This is a genomic window from Vibrio sinensis (assembly GCF_003605645.1).
Taxonomy (GTDB): domain Bacteria; phylum Pseudomonadota; class Gammaproteobacteria; order Enterobacterales; family Vibrionaceae; genus Vibrio; species Vibrio sinensis.
Genome location: NZ_QVMU01000079.1, coordinates 1 through 1089, shown reverse-complemented (window position 1 = coordinate 1089; position 1089 = coordinate 1). Strand labels below are relative to the sequence as shown.

The window sequence follows — 1089 nt, the reverse complement described above, 5'->3', positions numbered from 1 at the left end:
CCCGAATTCAACTGCGAAGTGCGACACTCTCCAATATCAAGCAGCCAATGTCATTTCTTTAAAGACAATCGCTGGTTGCTTGAAGTCTAAACACTTTTTCGGTCGATAATTTATCCGTGATACAGCGAATTCAATATCGCTGTCTGTTACCGTTGTTAAGTCGGTTCCTTTCTTCACATATTGCCTTAAAAGCCCGTTAGCATTCTCATTGGCTCCACGCTCCCAAGAGCTATAAGGATGAGCAAAGTACACATCAGCCTCCAACGCCTTTGCGATGGTTTCGTGGCCTGCAAACTCTCTCCCGTTATCTGCCGTGATGGTATGGACATGTTCCTTATAAGGCATGAGTAGCTCTATGGTGGCTTGGGTGACATCATCTGCTGACTTCGATGGCACTTTCTTGACCACGTAAAATCGTGTTTTACGCTCTAAAATTGTCACCATAGCACCAGTGCCATGTTTGCCTAATACGGTGTCGATTTCCCAATCACCCAATCGCTCCTTACTGTCAACGATGCTTGGCCTATCATCGATAGAAACAGCATTCTTGATCGCTGGCGCTTTCTCTTTTCCACCGCGACGATACCGCTTGTGACCTTGCCTCAAGTGGCGATATAACTTGCCTCCCAAGCGTTTATCCTGCGCAACAAATCGGTAGATCCACTCATGGCTGACAGAGGCACCGACTCTAGTTAATACACTGGAAATCTGCTCTGGACTCCAATCTGCTTCTAAAAGGAGGCGGATAAAATCAACACGCTCCTTTGGTATTCTGTATTTCCGCGCTGATGTGCGTTTTTTGATTGAGAATACCTGAGCTTCGCTTGGGCAATAATGACTGCCTTTGCTGCCGCGTTTAAGCTCCCGATATACCGTAGAGCGATGGCACTGAACGGTTTTAGCTATTTCAGAAACCGAAATTCCCCGTTCCAAAAGAGCAGAAATCTGGTATCTTCTGCCCTCGGTCAACTGCTGATAATTCATGGTAGTACTGCTTGTTTCTTTGGCGAGAAGAGCGTACCACTTTCAGCAGTTGGCTTCTTCTTCTACACCTTTCCATGAATGTCGCACTTATTATCTGAAATCGGG

At 46.2% G+C, this 1089-nt stretch carries 1 protein-coding gene; it reads right to left on the bottom strand.

Features of this window, described 5'->3' with window-relative positions; all coding sequences use genetic code 11:
- Positions 1–36 precede the first annotated feature (36 nt).
- On the bottom strand, positions 37–984 hold the full coding sequence (locus DZ860_RS23740) for an IS30 family transposase (protein WP_014386666.1): 948 nt from the start codon (positions 982–984) through the stop codon (positions 37–39).
- Between the last annotated feature and the right edge of the window lie 105 nt (positions 985–1089).